Origin of the sequence: Stenotrophomonas sp. (assembly GCF_050737075.1) — a bacterium.
GTDB lineage: Bacteria > Pseudomonadota > Gammaproteobacteria > Xanthomonadales > Xanthomonadaceae > Stenotrophomonas.
This window is the reverse complement of record NZ_JBOHXV010000044.1, coordinates 15,505-39,290: the sequence shown is the minus strand read 5'-3', so window position 1 is coordinate 39,290 and position 23,786 is coordinate 15,505. Positions and strand designations below refer to the sequence as shown.

The following is a 23,786-nucleotide window of genomic DNA, read 5'->3' as shown; positions in this document are numbered from 1 at the left end:
GGCCTGGCGCGCACCGCGCAGGCCGCGCTGCAACAGGCGCGCGACGCCGTGGCGGCGGGGGAGCCGGAGGCCGCGCAGCGCGCCCTGGCGCTGGCGCGCGAACTGCAGGTGCCGCAGCGCGATGCCGACGCGGTGGCGCGCCAACTGCGCGAGCATCAGCACAACGGCGCCGGTTTCGGCGTGCTGCTGGGGCGCGCCGAGGCGGCACTGGAAGCGCAACGGCTCGATGGCAGCGACGACAGCGCGCTGCCGTTGTTCCAGCAGGCGCTGGCGTTGGCGCCGAACCACCTGCGCGCGCTGGAAGGCCGTGAGGATGCGTTGTCGGACCTGCTGCAGAAGGCGCGCGACGCGGCCGCGCGCGGCGACGTGGCCCAGTCCGCGGCCCTGCTGCAGCGTGCGCGCGGCTTCGATGCCGGGCACGTCGACCTTCCTGCCAGCGAGGCGGCGCTCAATGCCGCGCTGGAACAGCGCCAGCGGAAAGGGCAGGTCGCGTTGAAGCGGCAGCATTGGACCGATGCCGCGACGGATTTCCAGGCCGTGTTGGCCGCGCGCCCGGACGATCCGGCCGCGCAGCAGGGCCTTCAGCACGTGATCGAGGCGCTGTTGGCCGCGGCGACGCGGGAGGCGGCCGATTTCCGTTTCGGCGCCGCCGAGCAGGCGCTGCAGGCCGCGCAGACACTTGGCGCGTCCGAACGCGCGCTGGTGGCGACACGCCAGGCGATGGCGCAGGCGCGACAGGCCGAGCGCGCATTGAAGACGCCGACTGCCACCCCGGCACGTCGTGCGCAGTCGCTGGCAAAGCTGCTGGAGGATTTCGCCGAAGCCGAAGCACGTGGCGACTTCCTCACACCGCCCGGGCGCAGTGCCTACGATGCGCTGCGCGAAGCCCAGGCCCTGGCCCCGCGCGATGCGCGCGTGCGCGCGGCAGCGCAGCGCCTGCTGCCCGCAACCCGCACGTGTTTCGAGGATCGGCTGCGCGAGAACCGCGTGCAGGCGGCGGGCGCCTGCCTGGATGCCTGGCAGGCGCTGGCGCGCGGCGACGCGCAGGCCATTGCCGCGCGCCAGCGGCTGGGCCAGCGCTGGTTGGCCATCGGCAGTGAACGCCTGGGGCGGGGTGACGTCGCGTTCGCCCAGCAGGCGCTGCAGCAGGCCAATGCGCTGGGTATTGCGTCCAACGCGGTGGAGTACCAGGCACTGCAGCAGCGCCTGCGCGATGTGGACACGCTGCGCTGACCCTGCGCCAGGGGCCGGCGGCGCATCGGCTATAGTGCGCGCTCGATAGTTGCGTGGATAGGGAATGACCGTACTTGTTTCCGGTGCGACCAGCCAGATTGGCCGGTTCCTGCTGCCGCGGCTGGTGGCCGCGCAACGCCCGGTGCTGGCCCTGAGCCGCCATGCGCAGCCTGCGCAACCCGGCGTGGCGTGGTGGGCAGCGGACATGCGCGCGTTGCCTGCGCCGTCGCAGCCGTGGCAGGCCATCGTCAGTTTCGCTCCGCTGGATGCGTGGGGTGACTGGTTGGCGCGGCAGGAGGTTGCGCCGGCGGCGAAGATCATCGTCACCAGCTCGATGAGCGTGCTGACCAAGCAAGGCTCGGCGCAGCCCGATGAGCAGGCGTTGGTGGCGCTGCTGCAACGGGGCGAACAGAACCTGGCCGCGCAGGCGACGCGGCTGGGCATGCAGTGGACCGTGCTGCGGCCAACCCTGGTGTACGGCGCGGGCGTCGACCGCAGCCTGACCCCGATCGTGCAGCGTGCGCGCCGTACCCGCGTGTTCCCGATTCCCATGGCGCACGGCCTGCGCCAGCCGGTACACGCCGATGACATCGCGCTGGCGGTGATGGCGGCGCTGGGCAGCGACGCGGCCGACGGCCAGGTGCTGCAGATTGGTGGAGGCGAGCGGCTGGACTACCAGCAGATGTTCCGCCGCGTGCATGCCAGCGTGGGCACACCGTGCCTGCCGCTGTACCTGCCATCGTTCGCGCTGCGCCTGCTGGCGGCCGCGCTGCCGCGTGCGCGCGGTCCGGTGTCGCGGCTGTCCCAGGACCTGATCGCCGACAACAGTGCGTTGACCGCGCTGCTCGGCGTGCAGCCCCGCGCGTTCGCGCCCACACCCGACACCTGGCACCCGATGCCGACGTAGCGCCGGGTTCTACCCGGCGGTCATTCCAAAAAAACGCGCCGCACCGTCTCGCGCGCCGCATCCAGCGAGAAGTGATCGGCCACGTTGCGCAACCCGGCGGCCGACAGCCGCTGCCACAGCGCCTCGTCGCGATACAGGCGCACCACGCCGTCGGCAAACGCGTCGGCATCGTCGGCAACCAGCACGTCCTCGCCATCGCGCAGGTGCATGCCTTCCACCGCGCAGGTGGTGGCTACCACCGGCTGGCCATGCGCCATGCTCAGGTTCACCTTGCCCTTGACGCCGGCGCCGAAGCGCAGCGGTGCCACGGCAATGCGCACCTCGTCCATGTACCCCGTCACCACCGGCACGAAGCCGTGGATCAGTACGCCGGGCTGGCCGGCGGCCAGGTCGTGCAGGGCCTGCGGCACGTCGGCGCCGATGCAGTGGAAACGGATGTCGGGCAGCTGCGCGCGGATCCGGGCGAAGACCTCGCCGATGAACCAGTGCATCGCGTCCACGTTCGGCGGGTGGCGGAAGCCGCCGACAAATACCAGGTCCCTGCGCTGGTCCCACGGCGCGCCGCCGCCGGCCACTTCGTGCAGGTTGGAGATCAGCTCCACGTGCACGTCGGGTGCATCCACCTGCAGTTGCGTCCGCTCGGCGTCGCTGACCAGCACGGTGACGTCGCTGGCCGCCATCACCGCCAGCTCGCGCGTGCGGGTGCGCTGGGCGTTGCGCAGCAGGCCGGCGTCGCCGGCCAGTTCGGCGCCCCGGCGCTCGCGCAGGTAGTGCAGGTCGACGGTGTCGAAGACGCGCCGCGCGGCGGGTGCATAGCTGCGCAGCAGCGGCAGGCACTCGCTGGCGACATGGTGGCGGACCATCATCACCACGGCAAAGCGTGGGCCGTGTTCGCGCAGCCAGGGCCCGATGCCCTCCAGGAACGGCGCATACCAGACTTCCACGCCCAGCCGCTGCAGCGCCTCGGTGGGCGCGCCGGCGTGTTCGCGCCGGGTCGGCACGAACACCACGTGCGCGCCGGCCTCGATCAGCATCCGGATCAGGTTGTACTGGCGCAGCGAGCCGGAGTCGCGGTCCGGTTGCGGCACCACTTCGTCCAGGATCAGTACCTGGCGCTGGTGGCGGTGCAGCAGCGCCGGCGAGGGCACGCTGCCCACCGCCGGGTGCTGGGCCAGCACCGCCGCCCATTTGGCGGCGAACACGCCGCGGTTGCGCACCTGGTAGGCCTTGACCCCGCTCTGGGTGTCGGTGCCGTTGCTGGTGCCTTCGTCGTGCACCACGCGGCTGGCCGGTTGCACCAGCACCCGGTGGCCGCTGGCGCGCACGGCGAAGGCCAGGTCGGTGTCCTCGTAGTAGGCCGGCCGGTAGCGCGTATCGAAGCCGCCCAGCTGGTCCCACAATGCGCGCGGCAGCATCACGGCGGCGCCGGAGCAATAATCTACATCGCGCAGGGCGCTGTAACGCGGGTCCTCGGGCGACTCGAAGCGGCCGTAGCTCCAGGCGCTGCCATCTTGGAACAGCACGCCGCCCGATTCCTGCAGGCGGCCGTCGGGGTAGAGCAGCTGCGCCCCCACCAGGCCGGCGCCGGGCACCGTCGAGAACGTCTCCAGCAGCGCATCCAGCCAGCCAGGCTGCGGCACGGTGTCGTTGTTGAGCAGCACCACGTAGGTGCCGCGCGAACGGGCCACGCCGTCGTTGCACGCGTCGATGAAGCCGCCGTTGCTGGCCCGCACTTCATAGCGCAGTCCCTGCACCTGCGGCATCCACTGCACGGTCTGGTCGATGCTGCCGTCGTCCACCACCAGGATCTCGCACGCGACCTGCGGCGGATGGGCGGCGAGTGCGCGCAGGCAGGCCAGGGTATGGCCCACATGGTTGTACACGGGGATCACAATGCTGACCCGCGGCTCAACGCTGTGCGGCACGCTGAACGGCGCGAAGGGCAGCGCCTCGGGCAGGTACAGCGCCGCGCTCCGCGGCGCCGGCAGGGTGCGGGTATGCACCCGGATTCGCTGCCAGGTGGCCTGCCATCCCCGGGTCCGCAGGCTGGCCAGGCTGCGCCGGAGCAGGCCGATCATGCGGTTCAGGAAGTAGCGTGCATCGGCCAAGGACATCGACATCCCGTTACAACTCCAGCTAAGCGAGGAAAACCGGGAGACACGCGGGCCACCATGGCTGCGCTAGACTCGCCGGACTTTTACATTCTTGCATGCCCGTGCCCCCACGCTACGATTCCGACGACATCGACGAGTTCGAGGACGACACCGAAAGCCGCTGGCCGCTCTGGCGTCGTCGCCTGATCACCTGGGGCATGGCCGCGTTCGCGCTGGCACTCGGTTTCCTGATCCCCTATACGGTCTACCTCAATACCCAGGTCACCCAACGCTTCGGCGAGCTGCGCTGGCAGATCCCGACGCGGGTCTATGCGCGGCCGTTGGCGCTGGCGCCGGGCGTGGCCATGGACGTGCAGACGCTGAAGACCGAGTTGGCCGCATCGGCCTACCGCGATGACGGAACCGGCAAGTCGCCGGCCACCTTCAGCCAGGACGGCGGTCGCTTCATCATCGCCAGCCGTGGCTACAACGATGTGGACGGCCGGGTCGCGCCGCGCCGGGTGGAGCTGAGCGTGTCCGGCGGCCAGATCGCCTCGCTGCGCGATGCCGACAGCCGCAAGGCACTCAAGGCCGCGCGGCTGGATCCGGCACGTATCGCCACCCTGTACGGGCAGAAGCAGGAAGAGCGCCGCCTGGTGCGCCTGGAAGAAACGCCCGAGCTGCTGGTCACCGGCCTGCAGGCGGTGGAGGACAAGGACTTCAACCGCCATCACGGCATCGACCTGAGCGGCATTGCCCGTGCGGTGTGGGTCACCGTGCGGTCCGGCGGCCAGAGCCGCCAGGGCGCCTCCACGCTGACCCAGCAGCTGGCCCGCAGCGGCCTGCTGGGCATTGGCAAGGAACAGACCGTCACCCGCAAGTTCAACGAAGTGCTGTACGCGCTGATCATGGAAGCGCGCTACGACAAGCGCACCATCCTGGAGGCCTACCTCAACCAGGTGTACCTGGGCCAGCGCGGCAGCCAGGCCATCCATGGCATGTCGTCCGGTGCCGAGTTCTGGTTCGGGCGCGACCTGTCCTCGCTCAACACCGAACACGTGGCGCTGCTGATCGGCCTGGTCAAGGGGCCGTCGTATTACGACCCGCGGCGCAATCCGGAGCGCGCGCTGGACCGGCGCAACTTCGTGCTGGGCAAGCTGCACGAGAACGGCCTGATCGACGACGCCGAACTGCAGCGTGCGCTGAAGGCGCCGCTCGGGGTACCGAAGACGCCGGGGTTGATCGCCGCCAACCGCTTCCCCGCCTATGTGGATCTGGTGCGTCGCCAGCTCGGCCATGATTACCCCGAGTCCGTGCTGCAGGGCGCCGGCCTGAGCGTGATGACCGGCATGGCGCCGTCGGCGCAGGCGTATGCCGAAGGGTCGGTCACCAAGACGCTCAAAGCGCTGGAAAACAAGCGCCGCCCGGAACTGCAGGCCGGCCTGGTGCTGACCGACGTGCACAACGGCGACGTGCTGGCCGTGGTCGGCAGCCGCGATGTGTCCGAGCCGGGCTTCAACCGCGCCATCGAGGCGCAGCGCCAGGTGGGCTCGCTGCTCAAGCCGTTCGTGTACCTGCTGGCGCTGGCCCAGCCGGACAAGTATTCGCTGGCCAGTTTCGTCGACGATTCTCCGGTGACGGTGCAGCTCAGCCGCGGCAAGCGCTGGACCCCGGGTAACGCGGACAACCGCAGCCACGGCACCGTGCGCCTGATCGACGCGCTGGCCAATTCCTACAACCAGGCTACCGTGCGCGTGGGCATGCAGGTGGGCCCGGAGCGGGTGACCCAGCTCATCCACGTGCTGGCCGGACTGAAGGCAGAGAGCAACCCGTCGGTGATTCTGGGCGCGACCGACCAGAGCCCGTATGCGATGGCCCAGCTGTACCAGTTCCTGGCCTCGGGCGGCGAGATTCAGCCGCTGCACGCCGTGCGTGGCGTGCTCGATCCGCAGGGCAAACTGCTCAAGCGCTACGACAAGACGCCCGCGCCGGCGCAGGAGGGCGACTCCATTGCCGCCAACCTGATCAGCATCGGTCTGCAGCAGGTGGTCTCCAGTGGTACCGCGCAGCGGCTCAATGCGGACGGCCTGGGCCGTCTGCAGCCGGCCGGCAAGACCGGTACCTCCAATGACGGCCGCGACAGCTGGTATGCCGGCTACACCGGCGACCACCTGGCGGTGATCTGGATGGGCAACGACCAGAACGAGCAGACCGGCCTGTTTGGCGCCACCGGCGCGATGCGGGTCTGGTCGGGCATCTTCACCCGTCTGCCGAGCTCGCCGTTGAAGGTCAGCAGCAAGGGCCTGGACTGGCAGCCGGTGGAGGCCAGCGGCACCGCCGCCACCGACGAATCCTGTCCGGGCGCCCGCCGCTTCCCGTTCGTCGTTGGTTACGCGCCGGCCTACACTGCCTGCGTGGCGCCCACCGCGTTGCCGGAAGGCGAGGGTGGCGAGACCGGCGAAGGCGGTGGCTGGCGCAGCTGGTTCGGCCTGGAAAAGAAGCCCGAGCCGGCCGCAGAGCCGGCCCAGGCTGCCCCGGCAGCGACTCCCGCTCGATGAACCGCAACAGAGGCTGGCCCGCATGATTGCTCCCCGCACCGTGATCCGTACCACCGCCGTGCTTGCGCTCGGCCTGGCCCTGGGCGCCTGCGTGTCCACCACGCCGCCGGTGAAGGCACCGGTCGACACCACCACCCCGGCGCAGCGCCTGGCGGCAGTGGAGGCGGCCGCTGGCGCCGATGACAAGGAACTGGCCGTGCAGCCGCTACGCGACGCCGGTATCGAAGACCTGCGCCTGACCGCGCAGGCCCGACGCCAGGCGAACGACCTGGCCGGTGCCGCCGAGGCCTTGAACGAGGCGCTGCTGATTTCCGAAGGCGATCCGTCGATCCTGCAGGAACGCGCCGAGATCGCCCTGTTGCAGGGTGACTGGGCACGCGCCGAAACGCTGGCGCGCAAGGCCGTGGACCTGGGCTCGAAGACCGGGCCGCTGTGCCGCCGCCATTGGGCCACCATCGAACAGTCGCGGCTGGCTCGCGGTGAAAAGGAAAACGCGGTGTCGGCGCATGCGCAGCTGGAAGGCTGCACGGTGCCGGGCATCATTCGTTATTGACGTGCGGCAGCGGGGCAGAGCCCCGCTCTACGGTCTGGCACGCATTATCATTACTGCATGTCACGCCTCGCCCATGCCAGCAGTGAAGCCCTCAGCGAGGGCGGCACGCTCGCCAGCCAACTCGATGCCTTCGTCGCGCGCCCGGCGCAGCTGCGCCTGACCACCGCCATCGCCGAGGCGTTCGACCAGCGCGAGGTGCTGCTGGCCGAGGCCGGCACCGGTACCGGCAAGACCTTCGCCTATCTGGTGCCGGCGCTGTTGTCCGGGTTGAAGACCATCATCTCCACCGGCACCCGCGCCCTGCAGGACCAGCTCTACCACCGCGATCTGCCGCGCGTACGCGCCGCGCTCGGGGTGGGGCACAGCAGTGCGTTGTTGAAGGGGCGCGCCAACTACCTGTGCCGCTACCGCCTGCAGCAGGCCCGCGGCGAGCCGCGCTTCGTCTCGCCCGAACAGGTGGCGCAGTTCCAGCGGATCCTGGCCTGGTCGGGACGCACGAAGTTCGGCGACATGGCCGAGCTGGATGCGCTGCCCGAGGACTCGCCGCTGTACCCGATGGTGACCTCCACCATCGACAACTGCCTGGGCAACGAGTGCCCGTTCTGGGACGACTGCTTCGTGGTGCAGGCGCGGCAGCGCGCACAGGCGGCGGACGTGGTGGTGGTCAACCACCACCTGCTGCTGGCCGACCTGGCGCTGAAGCAGGAAGGTTTCGGCGAGATCCTGCCCGGCGCGCAGGCGTTCGTGATCGACGAGGCGCACCAGCTGCCGGAACTGGCGGCCAATTTCTTCGGCGAAGGCTTCGGCATGCGCCCCTGGCAGGAACTGGCGCGCGATTGCCTGGCCGAAAGCCGCAGCGTGGCTGGCGCCCAGGCGGTGCTGCAGGCGTCGGCGGCGACGCTGGAACAGACCCTGCGCGACCTGCGCACGGCGATGGAAGGGCTGCCGCCGCGCGGCACCCAATGGCGTGCGCTGGCCGTGCCGCAGGTGCGCGATGGCTTCGATGCGGCCATGAGCGCGCTGGTGGGCATGCGCGATGCGCTGGAGGGCGTGCGCGCGTCATCGCCGGGGCTGGACGCCTGCCATGCACGCGCGGCCGAGGCAGTGTCGCGGCTCTCGCGCTGGCTCGGCGACGACGCCCCGCTGCTGGACTTCGATGCCGACCCGGACGCGCAGCCGGCGCCGGCCGAGGTGCTGTGGTACGAGCTGACGCCGCGTGGCTTCCGCTGCCAGCGCACGCCGATGGATGTGTCCGGCCCGCTGCGCGAACATCGCGAGCGTTCGATGGCGGCGTGGGTGTTCACCTCGGCCACGCTCACCGTGGACGGCACGTTCGACCATATCGCCCAGCGGCTGGGCCTGGAGGATCCGATCACGCTGCTGCAGCCCAGCCCCTTCGACTGGGCCCGGCAGGCGCTGTGCTACCTGCCCGCCGGGCTGCCCGATCCGGCGGCGCGCGGCTTCGGTACGGCGCTGATCCGCGCACTCACCCCGGTGCTGGAGGCGTCCGCCGGCCGCGCGTTCCTGCTGTTCGCCTCGCATCGCGCGCTGCGCGAAGCGGCCGAGGCGCTGCGCGACGCGCCGTGGCCGTTGTTCGTGCAGGGCGAGGCCCCCCGCGCCACGCTGCTGCAGCGCTTCCGTGAGTCCGGTAACGGCGTGCTGCTGGGCTCGGCCAGCTTCCGCGAGGGCGTGGACGTGGTCGGCGATGCGCTGAGCGTGGTGGTGATCGACAAGCTGCCCTTCGCCGCGCCGGACGATCCGGTGTTCGAGGCCCGGCTCGATGCGATCCGGCGCGACGGCGGCAATCCGTTCCGCGACGAGCAGCTGCCACAGGCGGTGATCGCCCTCAAGCAGGGCGTCGGGCGGCTGATCCGCAGCGAGACCGACCGCGGCGTGCTGGTGCTGTGCGACCCGCGCCTGGTCAGCCGCGGCTACGGGCGCACCTTCCTGGATTCGCTGCCGCCGTTCCGGCGCACCCGCGCGCTGGACGATGTACGCGCCTTCTTTGCGCCACAATGGGCCGGCGCCGATCCGGTCACCGTTGCGGCGGCGCCCGTGTCCGCGCCGGCCACGGCCGATGATGCCTTCCCCACTTCCCTGTTCTGACGCCCATGAAACTGCTCGCCTTTGAAACCGCGACCGAAGCCTGTTCCGTTGCCCTGTACGTGGGCGGGCAGGTGCATGAGCGCTTCGAGATCGCCCCGCGCCGCCACGCCGAGCTGAGCCTGCCGTGGGCCGAGGCGCTGCTGGCCGAGGCCGGGCTGGCGCGCTCGCAGCTCGATGGGATCGCCTTGGGGCGGGGTCCGGGTGCGTTCACCGGGGTGCGGCTGGCGATCGCCATTGCCCAGGGCATCGCGCTGGCGCTGGATCGGCCGCTGATTCCGGTGTCCACCCTGCAGGTGCTGGCGCTGCGTGCACCGGCCGAGGCCACCCATGTGCTGAGCAGCATCGATGCGCGCATGGGCGAGGTGTACGTGGCCAGGCAGCTGCGCGTGGAGGGGCAGTGGCAGCTGCAGGGCGAAGAAGTGGTGTGCGCGCCGGACGCAGTGGAGCTGCCCGATGGCGGCCGCTGGTTTGGCGTGGGTAGCGGGTTCGGCGCGGCTGAAGGGCTGCTGGCCACACGGTTGGCGGATCGCCTGGACGGCGTGGATGCGCAGGCGTTGCCGCGCGCATCGGACGTGCTGGCCCTGGCGGTGCCGATGTTCGAACGCGGCGAGGTCATGGCGCCGGAGCGGGTTGAGCCGGCGTATCTGCGCAACAACGTGGCGTTGACGTTGGTGGAACAACAGGCCGCGCGGGCGGCGAAACAATCCGTGTAACGCGCCAGCCACGCATGGCGTGTCGCTACGCGGGATGCTGCATCACCGGTCGTCGCGCAATTCGCCGCCTGGCAGGAACACCCAGGTGCGCGTGACCTGCAGGATGTCCACGCCGTCGTCGGTCTTGGGCAGCGGCGGGAACGGCTGGGCCAGGCGGATGACGCGCAAGGCGGTTTCGTCCAGCAGCGGGGTGCCGCTGCTGCGCAGGATCTTGCTGCTCTCCACGCTGCCGTCGCGGCGCACGCCCACGGTGATCACCACCTGGCCGCCCAACCGGCGCTGGCGCGCCTCGTCGGGGTAGTTGAGATTGCCCACGCGCTCGGCGCGGTCCACCCAGGCGCGCAGATAGCTGGCGTAGGCGTATTCACGGGTACTGGCCGAGACGAACTTGCGGTTCGGGCGCTTGGCGTACTGCGCCGAGCGCAGATGGACTTCGGCGGCCAGGCGCGCCATCTCGGCGTCGCGCTGCTCGCGTGCCGTCATTGGCGCGTCCGGCTGCGGGTGGTCCGGCAGCGGCTGCGGCTGGGCGTCGGCCACCTGGTCGGGGCTGTTGCGGGTGGCCACCACCCGTGCCTGCGGCGGCGGCGGGCTGGCCGCGTCCTGGCGCTGCTGCGGCACCGGCGACAGCCCGGCCTGCGGCTGCGGCACGATGCCGGCCTGATTGTCGCGCGGGCGCTGCGCCTTGTCGTGGTCGCCGCCGCCCTGCTGGTTGGCCTGGGCCAGGAAGTCGGCCTGCTTGGGCGTGAGCGGGGTCTGGGTCTGGCTGAAGATCACATCCAGGGTCGGCACCAGCGCGGCGTTGTCGCTGACCGCGAAGCCCACGCCCAGGATCAGCAGCGCATGGACCAGCGCCGACAGCGCCAGGGTGGCGCCCAGGCGCTGCGACTCGCGCGCCTGCAAGGGCAGCAGCGGATCGACCATCGCATTCATCGGGTCAGGCCGGCCTCGATCGCGTCGAACAGGGTGCCGGCGATGTTCAGGCCGAACTGGGCGTCCAGCTCGCGCACGCAGGTGGGGCTGGTGACGTTGACCTCGGTCAGGTAGTCGCCGATCACGTCCAGGCCGACGAAGCGCATGCCGCGGCGCTTCATCTCCGGGCCGACCTGGGCGGCGATCCAGCGGTCGCGCTCACTCAGCGGGCGGCCTTCGCCGCGGCCGCCGGCGGCCAGGTTGCCGCGGAACTCGTCGCCCTGCGGAATGCGGGCCAGGCAGTAGTCCACCGGTTCACCGTCGACCAGCAGGATGCGCTTGTCGCCGGCGGTGATGTCCGGAATGAACTTCTGCACCAGGGCCAGCTTGCGCTCGCCGTCGGTCAGCGTTTCCAGGATCACGTTGAGGTTCGGGTCGCCGGTGCCACTGCGGAAGATCGAGCGCCCGCCCATGCCGTCCAGCGGTTTGAGCACGGCCTGGCCGTGTTCGAGCACGAACGCCTTCAGGTCGGCATGGCGGCGGCTGACCAGGGTCGGCGGGCAGCATTGCGGGAAGAGCAGGGCGGCGAGCTTCTCGTTGTAGTCGCGCAGGCCCTGCGGGTCGTTCACCACCAGCGCGCCGGCCTGCTGGGCCACGCCCAGCACCTGCGTGTCGTAGATGAATTCGGCATCCACCGGCGGGTCCTTGCGCATCAGCACGACCTGCCCGGGACCGAACACGGTCTGGCTGAATTCGCCCAGGGTGAACCAGTCATGCTTGTCGTCGCGCACCTGCAGTGGCGCGGTACGGGCGACGGCCACGCCATCGCGCAGCGCCAGCCCGCCCGGGCTGACGTAGTGCAGCGCATGGCCGCGGCGCTGGGCCTCCAGCAGCATGGCGAACGTGGTGTCTTTGGCGATCTTGATATGGGCGATGGGATCCATCACCACGATGACATTCAACGGCATGGTCGCAACCTGGCGGGCAGGCGCTGATGGTAGCGGCAATGCGCCCGCGCTGCCTGCCCCGGGGGCCGGAACGCAGCGTTCGCGGTCTTCACGGTTTGCGCAATTCCGGGGTTCGGGCCCGCCCCGGGGGTGCATGTGGCTTGGCTTCGGCAGCACACCCTTGATGACGGCCGCGTGGTGGGATATAGATACGCTTTCGCAGCGGCGCCGGACCAAAGCAGAAGCGTCGCGCGCTCGGGGAAAGGTAATGACTGAAAACACGGCTGCGGGTGGGGAACTCGCAGGGCTCAGAGTTATGGTCATCGATGATTCGAAGACCATTCGCAGGACCGCGGAAACACTGCTCAAGCGCGAAGGCTGCGAAGTGGTGACTGCGACCGATGGTTTTGAGGCGTTGGCCAAGATTGCCGACCAACAGCCCCAGATCATCTTCGTGGACATCATGATGCCCCGTCTCGACGGGTATCAGACCTGCGCGCTCATCAAGGGCAACCAGCTGTTCAAGTCCACGCCGGTGATCATGCTGTCGTCCAAGGACGGCCTGTTCGACAAGGCGCGCGGGCGTATCGTGGGCTCGGAGCAATACCTGACCAAGCCTTTCACGCGTGAAGAACTGCTGGGTGCCATTCGCACATACGTAAACGCCTGACCAGGGGGGAAAGGCACAATGGCTCGAATCGTTCTGATCGAGGATTCACCGACCGACCGGGCGGTGTTCACGCAATGGTTGACCAAGGCCGGGCATGAAGTGCTCGAGGCCGGCAACGCCGAGGACGGGCTCAAGCTCGTGCAGGAGCACCTGCCGCAGCTGGTGCTGATGGACGTGGTCCTGCCGGGCATGAGTGGCTTCCAGGCGACCCGCGCGCTGAACCGCGACGAGAAGACCAAGGGTATTCCGGTCATCATCGTGAGCACCAAGGCGATGGAAACCGACAAGGCCTGGGGGCTGCGCCAGGGTGCGGCCGCCTATATGGTCAAGCCACCGCGCGAGGACGAGCTGATCGCGCAGATCAACGAACTGGTGTCCTGATGCGCTCTCCTTTCGACATCCTTGAAGCCTACGAACGGCGCAGCCTGGCCCATGCGGTGCAGCTGCCCGAGCGGCAGTTCGCCCAGGACCTGTGGCGCGGCGTCGGGTATCGGGTCGGCAAGCGCCACCTGGTCTCGGACTTCCGGGAAGTGGTGGAAATCGTGCCGATGCCGCCGATCACCCCGGTGCCCGGCGCACAGCCGTGGCTGCTGGGCGTGGGCAACCTGCGCGGCAACCTGTTCCCGGTGGTCGACCTGAAGTACTTCATGGAAGGCGAGCGCACCGTGCAGCAGGAAGGCCAGCGCGTGCTGATCATGCGCCAGGCCGGCGGCGACGTCGCCCTGACCATCGACGAACTGTTTGGCCAGCGCAGCTTCGAGCAGGGTCAGGACACCGGCACCGGTGACCTGGCCAGCGGTCGTTATGCCCACTTCATCGACCGCGCCTTCCACGGCGACGGCCATGACTGGGGCGTGTTCTCGCTGTCGCTGTTGTCGCGTACCCCCGAATTCAGGCAGGCCGCGGCGTGATCGCTGCTGCCTGCCTCACTGCATTGAAGATCGAGGTTGAACGATGAGTACTACTTCGGAAACCGCCAAGGCCGGCAAGCTGGGCACGGTAGGAACCAATTTCTGGCTGGGCCTGCTGGCCCTGTCGATGATCGTGTTCGGTGTGAACACCGGCTTGGCCACCTGGCAGGGCAGCCGCCTGGCCGGTGCCAGTACCGGCGCGGCCGATCTCCAGGTGCTGTCCCAGCAGCTGACCAACCAGGGTCGTGAAGCGGTCTCGGGCAACGCCCAGGCCTTCACCGCCTTCAAGGACACCAAGGCCCGCATCGAAAGCACCGTGAGCAGCCTGCAGGGGCGCTACGGCAGCGAGGCCAACGTGTCCGGCCCGCTCAACCAGTTGACCCAGACCTGGGAGCCGCTCGGCAAGAGCGCGGCCCAGCTGGTGGCCAGTGAACCGGCCGTGCTGGCGTTGGCCGGCAACGCCAACAACTTCGTCAACGGCGTTCCCGCGCTGCAGGCGCAGCTGAACGAAGTGGTCCGCGCCATGTCGGCCGGCGGTGCACCGGCTTCACAGGTCTACAACGCCCTGCAGCAGGTCGTGGTGGTGGGCTCGATGGCCCGCCGCGTGACCGAAATGCGCGCCGGTGGCGCCAACGCCGCCGCCGCCGGCGACGCGCTGGCCCGTGATTCGGTGGTGTTCACCCAGGTGCTGGACGCGCTGCGCAACGGCAACGACGAACTGGGCATCGCCCCGGTCCGCAATGCCGGCGCGCTGGCCGCGCTGGAGCAGTCGCAGAAGCAGTGGGACACCATGAAGCAGGACGCCGACGCGATCCTGGCCAGCTCGCGCCAGCTGTTCTCGGCGCAGGCCTCGGCGGCTGCGCTGACGGCCGGCTCGGCCAAAATGCTGGACGACAGCAAGAAGCTGTTCGAAGCGTTCTCCTCGTTCGGTTCGGTGCGCGATACGCGCCTGTTCCCGAATTTCTGGCTGGGCGTGGTCTCCGGTGCGCTGTCGCTGTTCGCCATCATCGGCTTCGTCAGCAGCACCGTGCGCAGCCGCTCGCGCGAGCAGGAACTGCGTTACCAGACCCAGGTGGAATTCAACAGCCGCAACCAGCAGGCCATCATGCGGCTGCTGGACGAAATCAGCTCGCTGGGTGAAGGCGACCTGACGGTGAAGGCCTCGGTGACCGAGGACATGACCGGCGCCATCGCCGACGCAATCAACTACGCCGTGGATGAGCTGCGCCACCTGGTGACCACCATCAACGACACCTCGGCCAAGGTCGCCCTGTCCACCCAGGAAACCCAGGCTACCGCGATGCAGCTGGCCGAAGCGGCCGGCCACCAGGCCAACCAGATCACCTCGGCCTCGGACCGCATCGGCGAAATCGCGTCGAGCATCGAGCAGGTGTCGCGCAACTCGGCCGAGTCGGCCGACGTGGCACAGCGCTCGGTGGTCATCGCCGCCGAAGGCGCCGGCGTGGTGCGCGAAACCATCCAGGGCATGGACCAGATCCGCGACCAGATCCAGGAAACCTCCAAGCGCATCAAGCGCCTGGGTGAGTCATCGCAGGAAATCGGCTCGATCGTGGAACTGATCAACGACATTTCCGAGCAGACCAATATCCTGGCGTTGAACGCCGCGGTGCAGGCGGCCTCGGCCGGTGAAGCCGGTCGTGGTTTCGCGGTCGTGGCCGACGAAGTGCAGCGCCTGGCAGAACGCACCTCCGGTGCGACCCGACGCATTGAGAACCTGGTCCAGGCCATTCAGGCCGATACCAACGAAGCGGTCAGCTCCATGGAACAGACCACCGCCGAAGTGGTGTCCGGTGCACGCCTGGCAGAGGATGCGGGTACGGCACTGACCGAAATCGAGCGCGTGTCCAACGCACTCAACAACCTCATCAAGAACATCTCGATCGCCGCCCAGCAGCAGTCGTCGGCCGCGTCGGACATCACCCGCACCATGGGCGTGATCCGTCAGATTACCGGCCAGACCTCGCAGGGCGCGGGACAGACCGCCGAGTCGATCGGTCATTTGGCACAGCTGGCGGCCGACCTGCGCCGCTCGGTTGCCGACTTCAAGCTGCCGGCGTGAGCCGCGGGCAGGGCGGAGAGGGAAGGAATCAGCAGATGATGCATCGCGAGAAATCACAGCACGACACGCGCGCCCCCCTGCCGGGAGTACCGGCATGAGCACGCTGCGCGATGCCATGAGCCACGCCGCCCTGGGCTGGGTCAAGCCGGAGCTGGACGAGACCCTGCGCCAGGTGCGCAACGAGGTCGAGTACTACGCGGAAAACCCTGCCGACGGCAGCCGCATGCGCTTCTGCGCCGGCTACCTGCACCAGGTGCAGGGCACCCTGCGCATGGTGGAGCTGTACGCCCCGGCGATGGTGGCCGAGGAAATGGAGCAGCTGGCCAACGCCATCGGCGCCGGCGAAGTACCCGACCGCGACGAAGCCTGCGCCACCCTGATGCGCGGCAGCGTGCTGCTGCCCGACTACCTGGAGCGCCTGCAGAACGGCCACCGCGACATTCCGATCGTGCTGCTGCCGCTGCTCAACGACATCCGTTCGGCGCGCGCTGCGCCGGGCATCAATGAAAGCGTGCTGTTCGCCTTCGCCCCGGACAGCGCCAGCGCGACCGAGGCCGAGCTGGATCACGCGCGCGGCAGCCTGAGCGGCCGCAACCGCGAGCTGCTCGACACCGTGGGCAACGCGGTCAAGGAAGAGCTGTTGCGCATCAAGGACGCGCTGGACCTGCACCTGCGTACCGGCGGTGAGCCGACCCAGCTGCAGACCCAGGTCAACGAACTGGGCGCGGTCGCCGACACCCTCGGCATGATGGGCCTGGGCGTTGCCCGTGGCGTGGTCGTGCAGCAGCGCGATGCGCTGCGTGGCGTGGTCCAGGGCGACCAGCAGATCGACGAAACCCTGTTGCTGGATATTGCCGGCGCGCTGCTGTACGTGGACGCCTCGCTGGACGACCAGGTCGCCCATCTGGGCGCCGGTGGCAGTGGGGAAGACGACCCGAGCGCGGTCGAAGGCCGCCGCACGGTCGAAGTGCTGGCCCACGAGGCCATCGCCAACTTCTCCGCGGCCCGCGAGCACTTCGTCGCCTTCATCGAAACCAACTGGAACCACCAGCAGCTGCACGAAGTGCCGCGCCTGCTCGGTGAGGTCGCCGGCGCGCTGCGCATGCTCGACCTGGGCACCCCGGCCGACTACCTGCAGGGCGTGCGCCAGTACATCGCGGTGGAGCTGATCGGCCGCCAGCGTGTGCCGAGCGGTCGCCAGCTGGACACCCTGGCCGATGCCATGGCCAGCCTGGAGTACTACCTCGAAGCCCTGCGCGAACGCCGCCCGGGTCGCGAGGAAATCCTCGACATCACCCGCACCAGCCTGGAAACCCTCCGTTACTGGCCGCTGCCCGACGAACACGCCGCCCCGGCCGACGTCAGCGCCGAAGCGCTGCCGGTGGCCCCGGAACACGTGGAACTGAGCGCGTGGGACGAAGCCCCGTCGCTGGCGCCCGCCGACATCACCCCTGCGGTGAACACGCTGCCGCCCGGCAGCGTGGCGGACGCCCCGTTGCCCGATTTCACCTTCGAGCCGCTGCCCGAGGCGGTGCCGCCGGCACCGGCCGAGCCGGTCGCCAAGGCGATGCCGACGCTGGTGTTCGAGGCCTCCACCGCACCGGTGGCGCCCGACGCGCCGCAGTGGACGCTGTCTGCCGAGGCCGCGCGTGATGACGCCGCCCCGACGTTCGCCAGCTTCGATCCGGTGCTGGCCGGCAGCGCCAGCCAGTGGGACACGGCAGAGCACGTCGAGATCGCGCCGGTCCACCTGGACGGGTTCGACACGGGTACGAGTGCCGCCGACAGCGTCGAGGCCTACGAGGCGCCGACGATTACCTCCGGGTCGGCATTCGATCCGGTGGCCGCAGAGAGCGACGCGCTCGAACTGAGCGACGAGCCGATCGAGTTCACCTTCGACGACGCGCTGCACAACGCGGGCGACGTGTTGTCGCTGGCCATTGACGATGCGCCGGACGCGTCGGTCACCGTCGCCGCGGACAGCATTGATCTGGATGCGCCCAGCGGCACCGGGCTGGACGTCGAGTCCCTGCCGACCTTCCTGCAGGCGCACGTCGAGCCGGCAGCGGTAGAGCCCACCTTCGACAGCGCCGAACCGATTGAAACGGTCGTGGCCGAGGCCGCGGCTGACGATACCGTCTCGGCCGAGGAGGCGATCACGCTTGCCGACGCCGCGCCGGTGACCACGCCGGCCGCCGGTGGCGTGCACGAAGCGGTCATCAGCAAGATCGAGCTGGACGACGAGTCGACCCGCTTCCTGGCCGAATTGGACGCTGCAGCGGCGCAGTTCAGCACCGCACCGGTTGCCGATGTACCAGCCGCCGCCACGGGCGAGGACGACGCCGTGGCCCCCGCAGCCGCCGAACCGGACAGCATCGCGGCCGGCTTCGAGGACGATGGCGAGAACATCGACCAGGACATCCGCGAGGTCTTCATCGAAGAGTTCGACGAGGAACTGGTCAACCTGGGCAACCTGCTGCCGGTCTGGCGCATGGCCCCGGACAACATGGACCGCCTGCGTCCGATCCGCCGCGTGTTCCACACCCTGAAGGGCAGTGGCCGCCTGGTCGGCGCGCGTACCCTGGGCGAGTTCAGCTGGAAGATCGAAGGCATGCTCAACCGCGTGCTGGACGGCAGCCGTCCCGCCTCGCCGGCGGTGGTGGCCATGGTCACCCAGGCCTACGAAGTGCTGCCGCAGCTCAACGCCGCGCTGCGCGACGGCGGCCGTGTCAGCGCCGACCTGCAGGCCATGCAGGCCATCGCCGACCGCGTTGCGGCCGGTGAGGAAACCTTCCACGTACCGCTGCAGCGCGCCGTGCCGGTCGCCACCGTGACCGAAGCGGTCGTCGTTGCAGACACCGACGAAGCCGCCATCGGCACCCCGGCCAACATCGACGACGTGCTGCGCGAGATCCTGGAGGCCGAAGTCGAGGCCCACCAGGCCACGCTGCAGGCCTGGCTGCAGGAGGCCAACGTGGCCCCGCAGCCGGTCACCGACTCGCTGCTGCGCGCCGTGCACACCATGAATGGCGCGTTCGCGATGACCGACGTGCCGGAAATCACCGCCGTCACCGGCGGCGCCGAGAGCTACATCAAGCGGTCGCTGGCGGCCGATGCCACGCCGGATGCCGAGGGCGTCGAGGCGCTGTCGGCCACCGCCGCGGCGATCCGCGCCACGATGACCGCCCTGCAGGCCGAGGCACCGCGCATTCCGGCGCAGGCTGCGCTGGCCGCGCGTCTTCAGGCCCTGGCCGACACGCTGCCCGAAGCCCGCTGGCCAGCGCTGGTGTCCGACGATGCACTGGAGCTGGACGAGGCCGAGGAAGACGCCGGGGAAGACGCGCTCGACCTCGACGCGCTCGCCGTGCAGGACGCGCAGGATGTCAGTGCGCAGGAACTGGCCGCGCTGTCGGCGCAGTTCGACGCGCGCGACGGGTTTGCGGTTGCCGACGACAGCACCGACGCGGAACTGCAGCAGGCCATCATCGAGGCCGACGGGCTGTCGGTGGTCGAAGCCGAGGCCGAGGCCGCCGCGCCGGAAGAACTCACCAGCAGCGACGATCTGTCGGCGTACTACGATGCCGATCTGCCGACGGGCTTCGATGCCCCCGCCGCCGTGTCGCCGGTGGAAGACACCGACGCCGCCGAGGCGCCGGCCGCCAGCGGCCTGGAGGCCGTTGAGCTGACCGGTGCCGACGACCTGTCGCGCTTCTACGAACACACACTGCCGACCTTCGGCACGCCGGACGTAGCGGCGACCGACGAGCAGGCGATCGAACTGCAGGCAATCGAACTGCAGGTGGCCGAATCGGACGCCCTGCAGGAACACGTCGACGCTACGGGCGAAGAAGTCGCGATCGAGGAAATCACGGCCGAAGAAGTCACGGCCGAAGAAGTCACGGCCGAAGAAGTCACGGCCGAAGAAGTCACGGCCGAAGAGATCACGATCGAGGAAGTCACGGTCGAAGAAGTCACGCTCGAAGCGATCGCGGTCGAAGAAACCCCGGTCAGCGTTGTGGCCGAGGCCGAACGCGACGACGTGGCCGAGTCGCGCCTCGATGCCGCCGCTGATGACACCGCCGAGGCGCTGGAAGAGGCGTTGCCGCCGCCGCCGGCATTCGGCGAGACGGTCGACGAACAGCAGGCACTGGACGATGGCCTGACCATCATCGACGCACCGGAAGCGGGCGCCGACCAGACGCTTGCCAACGACGCCCATGTGCTCGGCCTGGATGCCACCCACGAAGGCCTGGACGAGGCCGACGCGTTTGCCGAAGCCACTGACGATGTCGATGCCGATGTCGATGTCGATGCCGATGCCGATGCCGCTGCTGCGGCGCATGCGCCGTTGTTCGAACTGGAAGCCGCGCCGCTGGCTGCCGCCGCGACGGTTGCGCCGACCAACGAGGCCGGCAATGAAGAGCTCGACGACGCCGGCGCCCTGGACTTCAGTGTGCTCGACCGCGAACTGGTCGACATCTTCGTCGAGGAAGGCAAGGACCTGCTGGACCATTGCGATGGCCTGATCAGCGAACTGCGCGCCGCACCGCAGGATCGCGAAGCGGTCGCTGGCCTGCAGCGCGACCTGCACACCCTCAAGGGTGGCGCACGCATGGCCGGCATCAACCCGATCGGCGACCTTGGCCACGGGATCGAATCGTTGCTGGAAGCCGTCGCGGCCAACCGCACCGATATCGACCGCAGCGACGTGCACCTGCTGGAGCGCGGCTTCGACCGCCTGCACCAGATGCTGACCCGTACCGGCCAGCACCGCAGCGTGGCGATGCCGGACGACCTGATTGCCGCATTCGAACAGCGCACGCTGGGCCGCGTCGACAGCCAGGACGCGCAGGACACGCTCGATGCATCGGCGCAGTCCGCGCCCGTGCAGGTGGACACCGCCGTTGCCGCCGCGCCGCTGTCTGCGCCGGTGCCGCTGGAAGCCGCCAGCGACGACGACAGCCTGGCCCGTCCGCAGCAGGAACAGGTGCGCGTGCGTGCCGACCTGCTCGACCGCCTGGTCAACCACGCCGGTGAAGTGGCGATTTACCGTTCGCGCCTCGAGCAGCAGTTGGGTGCCTTCCGCGGCGCCATGGGCGAACTGGATCGCACCAACGCCCGTCTGCGTGACCAGCTGCGACGTCTGGACCTCGAAACCGAGGCGCAGATCGTCGCCCGTTACCAGCGTGAGCAGGACCAGGCCGACCACAAGTTCGACCCGCTGGAACTGGACCGCTTCTCCACGCTGCAGCAGCTCAGCCGCGCGCTGAACGAATCGGCGGCCGACCTGGGTGGTCTGCAGGGCGTGCTGGACGACCTGTCGCGCCAGTACGACGTGTTGCTGCAGCAGCAGTCGCGCGTCAGCTCCGAGCTGCAGGACGGCCTGATGCGTGCGCGCATGGTGCCGTTCGACGGTCTGGTGCCGCGCCTGCGCCGTGTCGTGCGCCAGGCGGGCCAGGACACCGGCAAGCAGGTCCACGTCACGCTGGAAGGTACCCACGGCGAACTGGATCGCAACGTGCTCGACCGCATGGTCGCGCCGCTGGAACACATGCTGCGCAACTCGGTCGCGCATGGCCTGGAAACCCCAGACCAGCGCCGCGCCGCCGGCAAGCCGGAGGAAGGCGAGATCGCCATCCGCCTGCGCCGCGAAGGCTCGGAAATCGTGCTGGAAGTGGCCGATGACGGCGCCGGGCTGAACCGCGAGGCGATCCGTCGCCGCGCCGAACAGCGCGGCCTGATCGACGCCGATACGGTGCTGGGCGAGGCCGAACTCGACGCGATGATCTTCGCCCCGGGCTTCAGCACGGCCGACCAGGTCAGCCAGCTGGCGGGCCGTGGCGTGGGCATGGACGTGGTGCACAACGAAGTGCGCCAGCTCGGCGGCTCGGTGGACATCCACTCGGTGCCGGGCAAGGGCGTCACCTTCACCCTGCGCCTGCCGCAGACGCTGGCGGTCACCCAGGCGGTGTTCGTGCAGATCGGCGAGACCACCTTCGCGGTGCCGGTGGCATCGGTCAGTGGCATCGGCCGCATTTCGCGCGAGCGCTTCGAATCGGCCAATGGCGGTTACCACTACGGCGGCGAAGAGTTCGCGCTGCACGACCTTGGTACGCTGGTCGGCCAGGGCCAGGCCCGCGCCGAAGGCCAGGCCCAGGTGCCGCTGCTGCTGGTGCGCGCCGGTGAATTGCGCGCGGCCGTGGCGATCGACCAGGTGGTAGGCAACCGCGAAATCGTGGTCAAGCCGGTCGGCCTGCAGATCGCCTCGGTGCCGGGCATCTACGGTGCCACCATCACCGGCGATGGCCGCGTGGTGGTGATCCTGGACGTCGCACCGCTGGTGCGCCGCTTCCAGGCCAATCCGCTCAAGCCGGTCGCCCCCGCCGCACAGGCCAGCGACCGTCAGGCGCCGGTGGTGATGGTGGTCGACGATTCGCTGACCATGCGCAAGGTCACCGGCCGCATCCTGGAGCGCCACAACTTCGAAGTGGTCGTCGCCCGCGACGGCATCGAAGCACTGGAGCGGCTGGACGAGCGCGTGCCCGACCTGATGCTGCTGGACATTGAAATGCCGCGCATGGATGGCTATGAACTGGCCACCGCCATGCGCGCCGACCCACGCTACAAGGGTGTTCCGATCGTGATGATCACCTCGCGCAGTGGTGACAAGCACCGTCAGCGCGCCTTCGAAATCGGTGTCCAGCGTTACCTGGGCAAGCCGTACCAGGAGCTGGACCTGATGCGAAACGTGTATGACCTGCTGGGGATCGCCCGTGCCCGTGAATGACCTGACCTCGCTGTTGTCGGTCGCGCTGCTGGCGCGGGTCGGCCCGGCGCGTGACCGGCTGCGCGATGCGCTGGTCCAGGCCGGCGCCACCGTGGTGCTGGAAGACGACCCCAACAGCCTGCAGCCCGACGCGCTGCGCGACGCGGACGTGGGCGCGGTGCTGATCGCGCTCGAACCGGCGATCGAAGATGCGCTTGAGCGCCTCGATCCGGTGCTGGCCTCGCCGCGCCTGACCCTGATCTTCGACGAGGCCGAGCTGGCCGCGCGTCGCGAAGGGTGGGAGGCGCAGCGCTGGGCACGCCATCTGGCGGCCAAGCTGCACGGCCACCATGATGTGCTGCCGCCGGGGTCCGAACAGGACGGCCTGCTGCAGCCCGAGCCGGGCCTGCCGGTGACGCCGGCCGAACTGCACGCCGATGCACCGCTGGAATTCCACGTGCGCGAGGCCTTCGACGCCGCCTCCGATGTGCCTGCCGACGGCCTGTACCAGCCGCCGGAAGGGTATAGCGAGCCGATGTCGCTGGAAGAGGCGCTGGCCGCCATGCAGGTCCCGGCCGCCGCGCCGCAGATCAACGTACCGCCGCCGGTGCCCACCGCGCCCGCCATACCGGCGGTACCGGCAGCGCCGCTCGGCGACCACAGCAGCTGGTCGCTGGTGGACGAGGACACCGCGGTGGTCGCCGCCGTACCGCCGCCGCCGCCGCCGAGCGCGCCGGCCGTGCCGAGCGACTTCGATATTGAACGCCTGTCGCTGGTGGAGCTGGAGCCGGAAGGCATTCCCAGTGACGCCGCGCCCGGCGCGGTGCTGGTCATGGCCGGCATTGGCGGCCCCGACGCGCTGCGCCGGCTGTTGGCCGCGTTGCCGGCCGGGCTGGCGGTGCCGATCCTGGTGTACATGCGCCTGGACGGCGGCCGTTACGGCAACCTCGTCAAGCAGATGGCGCGTGTCTCCGCGCTGCCGGTGCTGCTGGCCGAAAGCGACCAGCCGGTCGCCGCAGGCACTGTCTACATCCTGCCGGACGACGTGGGGGTGGCGGTGCACAACCGTGGCCTGCACTTCACTGCAGACGCACAGGGCATCCGCGTTGACGCACTGCCGGCCGCGCACAGCGGCGTGGTGATGCTCAGCGGTGGCGACGCCGCGCTGGTGGACGAGGTCCTTGGGCTGGCCGTTGCCGGCGCCTGGGTCGCCGGCCAGACCGGTGACGGCTGCTACGACCCGCTGGCCGCCAGTGCGGTGATTGCCGCCGGCATGGCCGCCGGTGACCCGCCGCAGCTGGCCGCCGCCATCGCCGAACGTTGGGGTGTGAGCGAGTAAT

15 protein-coding genes are annotated in these 23,786 nt (G+C 69.6%); 12 read left to right on the top strand and 3 right to left on the bottom strand.

What is annotated here, in order from left to right; genetic code table 11:
- Both ACREPD_RS12155 and ACREPD_RS12150 read left to right on the top strand, forming a co-directional pair.
- On the top strand, positions 1–1,233 hold a 1,233-nt coding region (locus ACREPD_RS12155), incomplete at its 5' end, for a hypothetical protein (protein ID WP_431599578.1).
- A 64-nt stretch (positions 1,234–1,297) separates the two neighbouring features.
- Positions 1,298–2,140: an SDR family oxidoreductase gene (locus ACREPD_RS12150; protein WP_431599577.1), complete on the top strand. Its 843-nt coding sequence runs from the start codon at positions 1,298–1,300 to the stop codon at positions 2,138–2,140.
- A gap of 20 nt (positions 2,141–2,160) precedes the next feature.
- On the opposite strand, the gene ACREPD_RS12145 is transcribed toward ACREPD_RS12150, so the two are convergent.
- Positions 2,161–4,260, bottom strand: coding sequence for a glycosyltransferase (locus ACREPD_RS12145; protein WP_431599576.1), 2,100 nt, complete (start codon positions 4,258–4,260; stop codon positions 2,161–2,163).
- Between the two features lie 95 nt (positions 4,261–4,355).
- Here ACREPD_RS12145 and mrcB point away from each other — a divergent pair, with 95 nt between their 5' ends.
- Genes mrcB through tsaB form a run of 4 tightly spaced genes read left to right on the top strand, consistent with a single transcriptional unit; the run spans position 4,356 to position 10,163 of the window.
- Positions 4,356–6,791, top strand: coding sequence for a penicillin-binding protein 1B (mrcB, locus tag ACREPD_RS12140; protein ID WP_431599580.1), 2,436 nt, complete (start codon positions 4,356–4,358; stop codon positions 6,789–6,791).
- A 22-nt stretch (positions 6,792–6,813) separates the two neighbouring features.
- Positions 6,814–7,344, top strand: a complete 531-nt coding sequence (locus ACREPD_RS12135; RefSeq protein WP_431599575.1) for a hypothetical protein — start codon at positions 6,814–6,816, stop codon at positions 7,342–7,344.
- 57 nt (positions 7,345–7,401) lie between these two features.
- A complete protein-coding gene (locus tag ACREPD_RS12130; protein ID WP_431599574.1) occupies positions 7,402–9,450 on the top strand; it encodes an ATP-dependent DNA helicase in 2,049 nt (682 codons plus the stop codon).
- A 5-nt stretch (positions 9,451–9,455) separates the two neighbouring features.
- Positions 9,456–10,163: a tRNA (adenosine(37)-N6)-threonylcarbamoyltransferase complex dimerization subunit type 1 TsaB gene (gene tsaB, locus ACREPD_RS12125; RefSeq protein ID WP_431599573.1), complete on the top strand. Its 708-nt coding sequence runs from the start codon at positions 9,456–9,458 to the stop codon at positions 10,161–10,163.
- Positions 10,164–10,205: 42 nt separating this feature from the next.
- On the opposite strand, the gene ACREPD_RS12120 is transcribed toward tsaB, so the two are convergent.
- Positions 10,206–11,084 (bottom strand): TonB family protein, encoded by an 879-nt coding sequence (locus ACREPD_RS12120; protein WP_431599579.1) that lies wholly within the window; start codon positions 11,082–11,084, stop codon positions 10,206–10,208.
- A 5-nt stretch (positions 11,085–11,089) separates the two neighbouring features.
- Entirely contained in the window at positions 11,090–12,040 is a 951-nt protein-coding gene (gene gshB, locus ACREPD_RS12115; protein ID WP_431599572.1) for a glutathione synthase, read from the bottom strand.
- A gap of 247 nt (positions 12,041–12,287) precedes the next feature.
- On the opposite strand from gshB, the gene pilG reads away from it, so the two are divergent.
- From pilG to ACREPD_RS12085, 6 genes are all read left to right on the top strand, one after another.
- On the top strand, positions 12,288–12,689 hold the full coding sequence (pilG, locus tag ACREPD_RS12110; RefSeq protein WP_431599571.1) for a twitching motility response regulator PilG: 402 nt from the start codon (positions 12,288–12,290) through the stop codon (positions 12,687–12,689).
- 18 nt (positions 12,690–12,707) lie between these two features.
- Complete coding sequence (locus ACREPD_RS12105) at positions 12,708–13,070, top strand: response regulator (RefSeq protein ID WP_431599570.1); 363 nt, start codon at positions 12,708–12,710, stop codon at positions 13,068–13,070.
- The gene (locus tag ACREPD_RS12100) at positions 13,070–13,600 is read left to right on the top strand and encodes a chemotaxis protein CheW (protein ID WP_421567627.1); all 531 of its coding nucleotides are present in this window, start codon (positions 13,070–13,072) and stop codon (positions 13,598–13,600) included. Before ACREPD_RS12105 ends, ACREPD_RS12100 begins: the two co-directional genes overlap by 1 nt.
- A 43-nt stretch (positions 13,601–13,643) precedes the next feature.
- On the top strand, positions 13,644–15,680 hold the full coding sequence (locus tag ACREPD_RS12095) for a methyl-accepting chemotaxis protein (RefSeq protein WP_431599569.1): 2,037 nt from the start codon (positions 13,644–13,646) through the stop codon (positions 15,678–15,680).
- 94 nt (positions 15,681–15,774) lie between these two features.
- Entirely contained in the window at positions 15,775–22,467 is a 6,693-nt protein-coding gene (locus ACREPD_RS12090) for an Hpt domain-containing protein (RefSeq protein WP_431599568.1), read from the top strand.
- Positions 22,433–23,785 (top strand): chemotaxis protein CheB, encoded by a 1,353-nt coding sequence (locus ACREPD_RS12085; protein ID WP_431599567.1) that lies wholly within the window; start codon positions 22,433–22,435, stop codon positions 23,783–23,785. Before ACREPD_RS12090 ends, ACREPD_RS12085 begins: the two co-directional genes overlap by 35 nt.
- The last annotated feature ends 1 nt before the right edge of the window (position 23,786 follow it).

Coding starts and splice junctions, on each gene's coding strand:
- pilG (WP_431599571.1), top strand. CDS start 12,288: ATGACTGAAAACACGGCTGCGGGTGGGGAACTCGCAGGGCTCAGAGTT.
- ACREPD_RS12105 (WP_431599570.1), top strand. CDS start 12,708: ATGGCTCGAATCGTTCTGATCGAGGATTCACCGACCGACCGGGCGGTG.
- ACREPD_RS12100 (WP_421567627.1), top strand. CDS start 13,070: ATGCGCTCTCCTTTCGACATCCTTGAAGCCTACGAACGGCGCAGCCTG.
- ACREPD_RS12135 (WP_431599575.1), top strand. CDS start 6,814: ATGATTGCTCCCCGCACCGTGATCCGTACCACCGCCGTGCTTGCGCTC.
- ACREPD_RS12150 (WP_431599577.1), top strand. CDS start 1,298: ATGACCGTACTTGTTTCCGGTGCGACCAGCCAGATTGGCCGGTTCCTG.
- ACREPD_RS12085 (WP_431599567.1), top strand. CDS start 22,433: ATGACCTGCTGGGGATCGCCCGTGCCCGTGAATGACCTGACCTCGCTG.
- gshB (WP_431599572.1), bottom strand. CDS start 12,040: ATGCCGTTGAATGTCATCGTGGTGATGGATCCCATCGCCCATATCAAG.
- ACREPD_RS12090 (WP_431599568.1), top strand. CDS start 15,775: ATGAGCACGCTGCGCGATGCCATGAGCCACGCCGCCCTGGGCTGGGTC.
- ACREPD_RS12145 (WP_431599576.1), bottom strand. CDS start 4,260: ATGTCGATGTCCTTGGCCGATGCACGCTACTTCCTGAACCGCATGATC.
- ACREPD_RS12120 (WP_431599579.1), bottom strand. CDS start 11,084: ATGGTCGATCCGCTGCTGCCCTTGCAGGCGCGCGAGTCGCAGCGCCTG.
- ACREPD_RS12095 (WP_431599569.1), top strand. CDS start 13,644: ATGAGTACTACTTCGGAAACCGCCAAGGCCGGCAAGCTGGGCACGGTA.
- ACREPD_RS12130 (WP_431599574.1), top strand. CDS start 7,402: ATGTCACGCCTCGCCCATGCCAGCAGTGAAGCCCTCAGCGAGGGCGGC.
- tsaB (WP_431599573.1), top strand. CDS start 9,456: ATGAAACTGCTCGCCTTTGAAACCGCGACCGAAGCCTGTTCCGTTGCC.